Origin of the sequence: Micromonospora mangrovicola (assembly GCF_047200535.1) — a bacterium.
GTDB lineage: Bacteria > Actinomycetota > Actinomycetes > Mycobacteriales > Micromonosporaceae > Micromonospora.
Window position 1 is genome coordinate 17,445 of record NZ_JBJZOG010000014.1, and the last position, 9,147, is coordinate 26,591.

At 77.8% G+C, this 9,147-nt stretch carries 1 protein-coding gene; it reads right to left on the reverse strand.

What is annotated here, in order from left to right:
- Positions 1–4: 4 nt before the first annotated feature.
- On the reverse strand, positions 5–9,142 hold the full coding sequence (locus ACL02O_RS08520) for an SDR family NAD(P)-dependent oxidoreductase (protein ID WP_412817436.1): 9,138 nt from the start codon (positions 9,140–9,142) through the stop codon (positions 5–7).
- Positions 9,143–9,147 lie beyond the last annotated feature (5 nt).

Consider the following 9,147-nt stretch of genomic DNA (forward strand, 5'->3'; position numbering starts at 1 on the left):
TCCCTCACTCCTCCATGGCCAGGTCCGCCCGGACGGCCCGGACCAGCTCGTCGATCGACAGGTCGGCCAGGTCGCCGTCGGTGCCGGCCGCGTCGGCGTACGCCGGCCCGGACCAGGCGCCGGCGGTCGGCGCGCTGTCGGCCGGGTCGTCGGGATAGAGCAGGTCGATCGCGTACACGGCGACCTGCGTGATGGTCGGGTGGTCGATGGCGACGGTGGCCGGCAGGTCCACGGCGAGGGCGTGTGACAGCCGGGTCCGCAGGTCGATCACCATGATCGAGTCGAGGCCCAGGTCGACGAAGCCGGCCTCGTCGTCGAGCGCCCCGGGGTCGCCCAGCGCCTCGCCGGCCACCGCCCGCACGGCCGCCCGGAGCCGGTCCTCCCGCTCGTCGGCGGCGGTGCGGTTCAACTCCTCGCGGAGCCAGCCGCGCGGTGCCGCGGGTGCCACGGTCGTGGGTCGGCCGGCCCCGCCGGCGAGTGGGAGCAGCAGTGCCGCCCGAGGATGGCCGGCCGCCCGCTCGACGTACGCCCGGGCGTCCACCGCCACCGCGACGAGCCGGTCCCGGGCGGCGGTGAGCGCGGCGCGCAGGATGGTCTCGGCCTCCCCGTCGGTGAAGGGGCGCACGCCCAGCCGGTCGATCGCCCGCCGGGTCGCCTCGGTGGCCGCGAGGCCACCCTTCACCCGCGGCGTCCACGGTCCCCAGTCGACGCTGACGGCGGGCAGGCCACCGGCGCGGAGCCGGACGGCCAGTCCGGCCAGGTAGCCGTTGGCGGCGGCGTAGTTGGCCTGGCCGGCGGAGCCGAGCACGGCGGAGACCGAGGAGAAGTGCACCAGCGCGGCCGGCCGCCGGCCGGCCATGGCTGCCAGCAGCCGGTCCGCGCCGGCCGCCTTGCCGGCGAAGACCTCCGCGTAGGCCGCCTCGTCGAGCTGCTCGAAGGCGCCGTCGGCGGTCCGCCCGGCGAGGTGCCAGACGCTGCCGATCGGCCCGTCGCGTTCCGCCTCGGCCACCATCCGCCGGCAGTCGTCGGGGTCGGTGACGTCGCCGCGTACCACCCGGATCCGGGTGCCACCGGCGGTGAGCTGGTCGATCGCCGCGCTGGCGGCCGGGTCCGGCGCGGACCGGCCGACCAGGGTGATCGCCGGGACCCCGTGCCGGGCGAGGAAGCCGGCGACGCTCAGTCCCAGTGCGCCGAGTCCTCCGGTGACCAGCGCGGCGCCGGTCGTCACGGCGGCCGGCAGGTCGGCCTCGGGCGGGGGCAGCGGGCGCAGCCGGGCCACCCGGAGGCCGTCGGGGTCGATCCGCAGCCGGGTCTCCGGCAACCCGCGACGCACCTCGTCGACGAGCAGCGCGGCGGCGTCACCCGGGTCGGCGTCGGCGGCGAGCTCGACCCGGACCAGGCGGCGGTCCGGGTGTTCCGCCTCGACCGCGGCGAGCATCCCCCACAGCGCCTCCCGGACCGGGGCGGCAGCGGCCCCCTCGGCGCAGACCACCAGGTACGGCACGGCGGCGGTCCGCAGGTCGTCGGCGAGCCGGCGGACGGCGGACAGCGCCGCCTCGGCCGACTCTCCCGGCTCGGCGGCCGCGAACCGCAGGTCCAGCACCAGGTCGGCCGGCTCGTCGCCGGGGTCGGCGACGTGCCCGGCGACCGCCTCGGCGAGCGCGGGCCGGACGTCGCCGCCGAGGACGGCGGCGCGCGGCGGCGCGACCGGGTCCGGGGCCGGCCGGTCCGCCTCCGGCGTGGTCCAGGCCAGCTCGTGCACGTGCCCGGCGGTGTCCCGCAGCGACCGCTCCAGCAGGTCCCGGGGGGCGTGCCGGATGCGGAACCCGTCGACGGCCAGCACGGTCCGGCCGCGTCCGTCGAACATGTGCAGGTCGGCCTCGTCCACCTGGCGGGTCCCGTCGGGGCGGACGGTGGACCGCCGGGCCCGGACGTGGCCCCACAGCTCCCCGGCCGGGTCGGGCCGGCGGGCCAGGCTGAGCCGGGCGGCGGCGAACGGGATCGCCAGCCCGCTCCGGCCGGCCTCCTCGGCCGCTCCGTCCGCCCCGCCGGGGTCTACGCCGAAGGTCACCGTGCTCTGCAGGCAGGAGTCGAGCAGGCCGGGGTGGATGGCCCAGCCGGCCGGATCCTCGTTCATCCGCTCCGGGCGGGCGTAGCGCACCAGGGCCTCGTCACCACGCAGCCACACCTGGTCGATCCAGCGGAACGACGGGCCGAGCAGGTAGCCCATCTCGCGGAAGTGCCGGTAGAAGTCGGTGCCGGCGAGGCGCCGGTCAGCTGCGGCCTGGAAGGCGGCGAGGTCGGGCACCGGCCGGGGCTCGGCCGCCGGCTCGGCCAGCAGCCGGGCGGACAGGTGCTCCTGCCAGCGGTCCCGTTCCGCGTCCAACAGACTCTGCACGCTGACCGTCCGGCCGCCGTGCTCCTGCTCGGCCTCGATGACCTGCAGCTCGTACCGCTCGCCGTCGTGCAGCACCAGGGCCCGGGGGAAGACCAGGTCGGCCAGGACGGGCGGGGTGCCGTCGCCGGCCAGCGCGGACAGCACGGTGGCGGTCTGCGAGGCGCCGGGCACCGAGACGGTGCCGTAGAGCCGGTGGTCGGTCAGGTGCGGCGGGAACTCGGTGCTCCGCTCGGTGCGGAACACCCGGCCGCGCAGAGCGGGCGAGCGGACCGGCGTACCCCAGGCGGGCGTCTCCGCGGCCGGGCCGGCGGCGGCGACCGCCTCTTCGGCCCCCGCCGCCCAGTAACGGGTCTGTGCGAACGGGTAGCGCGGCGCCTCGACGCGGGCAGCGGGGCGACGGGGCTGTACCCGCGACCAGGTCAGGTCCTGCCCGAGCGGGTAGAGGGCGGCGGCCGCGGCGAGCAGCACGGCGCGGTCGGGCGAGCCGCGGCGCAGCGACGACAGCAGGCCGCCGGCCGGTGCCAGGCCCGCGGCCCGGACCAGGTTGACCAGGGTACGGTCCGGGCCGATCTCCAGGCACACGTCGACGTCGAGCGCGGCGAGCCGGCCGGCGCCGGCGTGGAAGCGCACCGGCTGGCGGGCGTGGCGCACCCAGTACTCGGCGTCGTACGTGTCGGGGCCGGCCACCGCCCCGGTGAGGTTGGAGATGACCGGGATGGCCGGGGTGTGGTGGTGGACCGTGGCGCAGACCGCGCGGAACTGGTCCAGCGCCGGGTCCAGCAGTCGCGAGTGGAACGCGTGCGAGACGCTCAGCGCCCGGTGCCGTACGCCCTCGGCACGCAGCCGGGTGGCGAGGGCGTCGACCTCCTCGGGCAGTCCGGAGACCACGGTGGCCTCGGGCCCGTTGACCGCCGCGACGTCCAACCCGGTGCCGGCGATGAGGTCACGGACCCGCTCCTCGGTGGCGACCACGGCGAGCATCGCGCCCGGCCGGGTGGCCTGCATCAGCCCGGCCCGCTCGGCGATCAGGTCGAGCCCGGCGGGCAGGTCCAGCACCCCGGCCACGATGGCGGCGGCGATCTCGCCGACGCTGTGGCCCATCACCACGGCCGGGGTGAGGCCCCAGGAGCGCCACAGCTCGGCCAGCGCCACCTCCAGGGTGACCAGGGCCGGCTGGGTGACCCGGGTCTCGTTGATCGCGGTCCGGTCGTCGCCGGTGAAGATCAGCTCGGTCAGCGAGGCACCGAGCGCCGGGGCGAGTCGCCGGTCGCACTCGTCGAAGACCGCCCGGAACACCGGCTCGGTGGCGTACAGCTCGCGGCCCATGCCGAAGAACTGACTGCCCTGCCCGGAGAAGAGGAAGGCGACGCGGGGCGGCCGGGTCACCGGGACCGGGTCGGCCGGCGGCGCGGCGGCGGCGGCGGCGAGGAGTTGCTCCCGGTCGCGACCGAGCAGGGCCACCCGGTACCGCAGGTGGGCCCGGCCGGCGCCGGCCAGCGCCGCCAGGTCGGGCAGCTCCGCGGGCGGGCAGTCGGCGATGCGGTCGCGCCAGCCCTCGACCTGCCGGCGCAGCCCGTCCGGACCGGCGGCGGAGAGCGGGACGAGCAGCGGGCCGGCGGCCGGCGTCGCCGGCTCCGACGCCGGTTCCGGGACGGCTGGCTCCGGGCCCGGCTGAGACGCCGGTTCCGGGGCCGGTTCCGGGTCGGCGAGCAGGACGTGCGCGTTCGTGCCGGTGAAGCCGAAGCCGGACACCCCGGCGAGCCGGGGCCGGTCGGCGCGGGGCCAGGCGACGGGGCGGTCCACCACCCGGACGTCCATGCCGGCCCAGTCGATGTGCGGGTTGGCTTCGGTGAAGTGCAGGTTGGCCGGGATGGTGCCGTGCCGCAGGGCGAGCACCGTCTTGATCACCGAGGCCATGCCGGCGGCCGACTCGCAGTGGCCGATGTTGCTCTTGACCGAGCCGAGCCGTAGCGGCCGGTCGGCGGGCCGGCCCGGGCCGAGCACCCGCCAGGCGGCCCCGACCTCGATCGGGTCGCCGAGGGAGGTGCCGGTGCCGTGCGCCTCCAGGAAGTCCACCGCGGCGCCGGCCACGCCCGCGTCGGCGAGCGCGGCGGTGATGACCTGCTCCTGCGCCCGGCCGCTCGGCGCGGTCAGCCCGGAGGAGCTGCCGTCCTGGTTGACCGCGCTGCCCCGGACCACGGCGAGCACGGCGTCGCCGTCGCGGCCGGCGTCGGCGAGTCGTTTGAGGACGAGCACGCCGCAGCCTTCGGCCCGGACGAAACCGTTGGCGTCGGCGGAGAAGGTCCGGCAGCGCCCGTCCGGCGAGAGCATGTGCGCCCGGCTCACCGCGACCGAGGCGAGCGGGTCGACGATGACGTTCACCCCGCCGACGATCGCCGCGTCGATCTCCCCGGCGCGCAGCGCGCGGATGGCGAGATGAAGGGCGACCAGCGAGGACGAGCAGGCGGTGTCCACGGCGAGCGCCGGCCCGGCCAGGCCCAGCACGTACGCCAGCCGGCCGGCCACCGCGTTGAGCGCGGTGCCGGTGCTGTAGTACGCGTCGAGCCGGTCCACCCCCGCGCCGGCCAGCACCCGGGCGTAGTCGCCGTTGCTCACCCCGACGAAGACGCCGGTACGGGTGCCGGCCAACCCTTTCGGATCGATCCCGGCGTCCTCCAGCGCGTGCCAGGCACACTCCAGCAGCAGCCGCTGCTGCGGGTCGAGATTCTCCGCCTCCCGGGCCGGCACACCGAAGAAGCCGGCGTCGAAACGGGCCACGTCCCGCAGGAAGCCGCCCTGATCGGTGGTGATCCGCGGGACGCCGTCCGGCTCGGCGGTGTGGAACGTGCGGCGGCTCCAGCGGTGCGAGGGCACCGCGCCCACCGCGTCCCGGCCGGAGCGGAGCAGTTCCCACAGCTCCTCCACCGAGTCCGCGCCGGGAAAACGCCCGGCCATCCCGACGATCGCCGCCGGCCCGGCCGGGGACACCGCCGGCCCGGTCACCGCGGCGACCGGGACGGCCGGCTCCCCGACCTGCGGGACGGCCGGGACGAGATCCGTCGGGATGGCCGGAGACACGGGCCGGAGCGCGGCCGGTCCGTCGGGGAACGGCCCGTCGGCGGCGTGCGCCCGGGCGTGGTCGGCCGCGGGCACGCCCACCACCGCGGCCGGCCCGCCGCGCAGGGCCAGCAGGTGGTCGGCGCACTGCCGGACGGTGGGGTGGTCGAAGACGTCGGCCACCTGCAGCGGCACCTCGAACGCCTCGGCGAGGCGGCGGGCCAGGTCCACCGCCATGATGGAGTCCAGGCCGAGGTCGAAGAAGCCGGCGTCCTCCTGGACGACGTGCTCCGCGGGGTGTCCGAGCTGGGCGGCCAGCAGCCGGGCCACGTGGCCGCGGGCCACGGCCGGGCGGGCACCCACCGGCAGCACGGTCAGCTCCGCGACCACCGACGGCTCGGGTTCCGCGCCCGCCCGGACAGCGGGGACGGATTCGCCGCCGGCGGCGGTGGTCCCGGGGTGGGCGGCGGCCGGCGGGGCGGCGAACAGGCCGCGCCGGCGCAGCCCGCCCAGCACGCTGTCCAGCCGGGGCCGGTCCAGCGGGCACGCCACCAGGTAGCCCTCCGGTCCGGGCGTCTCGTCCCGCAGCGCGGCGCAGCCGGTGACCGGGTCCAGCGCGCCCACCCCGAGCCGGGCGAACCGCTCCCGGGAATCACCGTCGGCCATCCCGGACACCGCCCACGGCCCGTACGCGATGCTGACCGCCGGGAGCCCGAGCGACCGCCGGTACGCGGCGAGCGCGTCCAGCCCGCCGTTCGCGGCGGCGTAGGCGGCGTAGCCCTCGGTGCCCCAGAGCGCGGACACCGAGGAGACCAGCACGAAGAAGTCCAGCGGCAGGTCCCGGGTCAGCCGGTGCAGCCACCAGGCGCCGCCCACCTTGGCACGCAGGGCGGCGGCGATCCGCCCGGCGTCCAGTTCGGTGGCGGGGATCCGGTGGATGGTGCCGGCGGCGTGCAGCACCCCACCCAGCGGTGGCATCCCGCGCAGCGCGGCGGCGACCTGCCGGCGGGCGTCGGCGGCGTCGCACCCGCCGCCGACGTAGCCGACCCCGATCCCGGCGTCGCGCAGCCCGGTCAGCAGCTCCCGGGCGGCGGCGTCGAGTTCGGCCTCGGCGCGCCGGCCGACCAGCAGCAACCGGCGGGCGCCCCGCCGGACCAGGTCGGTGACGAGTTCCCGGCCGACCGCGCCGAGCGCGCCGGTGACCAGGTAGGTGGCGTCGGCGCGGACCCGCAGACCGGCCGGCGCGGCGTCGGCGCCGCGCAGCCGGGCGGCGCGGACCCGGCCGGCGCGCACCGCGACCAGGTCCTCCAGCACCGGGCCCGGCGACGCGGTGAGCAGATCGAGCGCGGCGTCCAGGTCGCCGGGGGTCGGGCGGGCGGGCAGGTCGACCACGCCGCCGAAGGCCGCACCGAACTCCAGCCCCAGCACCGGGGCGAGGCCGTGCAGCGGACCGTGGTCGGTGGCGGCCACCTCGTCGGCCGGCCCGGTGCGGCGGGCGCCCCGGGTGAGCAGCACCGCCCGCCGGCCGGTCACCCTGGTTGCGGCCAGCGCCGCCACCGCCGTGGTCACCGCGGCGACGGTGACCGCGGCCCGGCCGACCGGGTCGACGACGTCCTCGTCCGCTTCGGCGTCCTCGTCCGGTTCGACGAGGACGGAGTGCGCGGCGGGGGCGAGCACGAGGGTGCCGTCCGGCTGGTCGGCCCAGAACCGGGTCCACTCTCCCGCGCCGCCCGGCAGCACCGCCGCCCGCCAGCCCGGCGGGGCGTCTCCCGGCCGCGGCGTGAGCAGCGTGCCGGCGAGCCCACGGGCCGCCGCGGCGGCGGCCAGTTCGGCGGCGAGCGCGGCGTCGTCCCCGGCCAGGACCAGCGGGCCGGTACGGGCGGCGGGGACCGGCCGGTCCAGCTCGGTCCAGACCACCTCGTGGGTGTCCGGGGCGGACCGGGGCGGGCCGGCCTCCCCGCCTGCGGGCTGCTCCGGGGCGTACCGCTGGCGCTGCCACGGATAGCCGGGCAGGTCGAGCACGGCCCTAACCGCCGACGCGGCGGCGAGGGCGGCGGGGTCGACCTGGTCCGGCGGGGCGCCCGCGGCCAGCGCGGTGAGGCCGCTGACCGCGGTGTCCGGGTCGGCGGCGGCGACCCAGGTCGCCACCGGCAGCCGGCTGCGCCCGGCGTTGGCGGTGGCGGCGAAGGCCGGATAGTCCCCGGCCGGCAGTGCCCGCACCCGCCGGGCGTACGCGGCGGCCAGCTCACGCAGCGCCTCCGGCGTACGGGCGGAGACCACGAACCCGGCCACGGGGCCGCCCGGCGGGGCCGGCCGCTCGGCCAGTTCGTCCGGCTCGACCGCGCCGACGACCAGGTGGGCGTTGGTGCCGCTCATCCCGAACGAGCTGACCCCGGCCATCCGGCCCGCCCCGTCGGCCCAGTCGATCAGCCGGTCCGGCACCACCATCCCGGTGCCGCCGAGGTCGATGCGCGGGTTGAGGGTGCGCAGGTGCACCACCGGCGGCACCTGCCGGTGCTGGACGCAGAGCACCGCCTTGACCAGGCCGGCCACCCCGGCCGCGGCCTCCAGGTGCCCGAGGTTGGTCTTCACCGAGCCGACGGCGAGGGGCGCGTCCCCGTTGCGCCGGCCGAGCACGGTGGCCAGCGCCTCCATCTCGATCGGGTCGCCGAGCGCGGTGCCGGTGCCGTGTGCCTCCACGTACCCGATGTCGGCGGGTCCGGCGCCGGCCCCGGCCAGGGCCGCCTCGATGAGCGCCACCTGGGAGAGCACGTTCGGCGCGGTGAACCCGCTGGACCTGCCGTCCTGGTTGACCGCGCTGCCCCGGATCACCGCGTGGATCCGGTCGCCGTCGCGGACCGCGCGGGCCAGCGGCTTGAGCACCAGCGCGCCGGCGCCCTCGCCCCGGGTGAAGCCGTTGGCCCGGGCGTCGAACGCCTTGCACAGGCCGTCCGGGGCGAGCGAGCGGGTCTGCACGACCAGCCGGGTCGACCGGGGCGACATGATCAGGTTGACTCCGGCGGCGACGGCGACCTCACACTCGCCCCGGCGCAGCGCCTGCACCGCGAGGTGCACCGCGACCAGCGAGGACGAGCAGGCCGTGTCGACCGCCATGGCCGGCCCGGTCAGCCCCAGGTTGTACGCGAGCCGGCCGGCGGCGAAGCAGTGCCCGTTGCCGGTGGCCCAGTAGGCGTCCGGCTCGCCGGGAAGCCAGTCCCGGTAGTCCTGGCCGGTGATGCCGACGTACAGCCCGACGGGGCGGCCGACGAGCCGGTCCGCCGGGACGGCGCCGTTCTCCAGCGCCTCCCAGGCGACCTCCAGCAGGAGCCGGTGCTGCGGGTCGAGGGCGCGGGCCTCGCGCGGGCTGATGCCGAAGAAGTCGGCGTCGAAGTCGAGCACCTCGTCGAGGAAGCCGCCGCGCTGCGGCAACTGCGCCCACTCGGCGGCGAACGGGCCCTGCCGGGCCGCGGGCATCGGCCCGACCAGGTCCCGGCCGGCCGCCAGCGCGTCCCAGTACGCCCCGGTGTCGGCGATCCCGCCGGGCAGCCGCAGGCCGATACCGACGATGGCGACGGGCTGGTCGCCACCCTGTTCGTCCAGCTTGCGGCGCAGCGTCCGGATGGTGGCCAGGGCCCGCTTGAGCTGGGCGTCCTGCCGCTTGGCGGCGGCGTTGTCGGTGTCGTCCATGACCT

Excerpts from the sequence above, each read along its gene's own strand:
- ACL02O_RS08520 (WP_412817436.1), bottom strand. The coding sequence starts at position 9,142 with ATGGACGACACCGACAACGCCGCCGCCAAGCGGCAGGACGCCCAGCTC.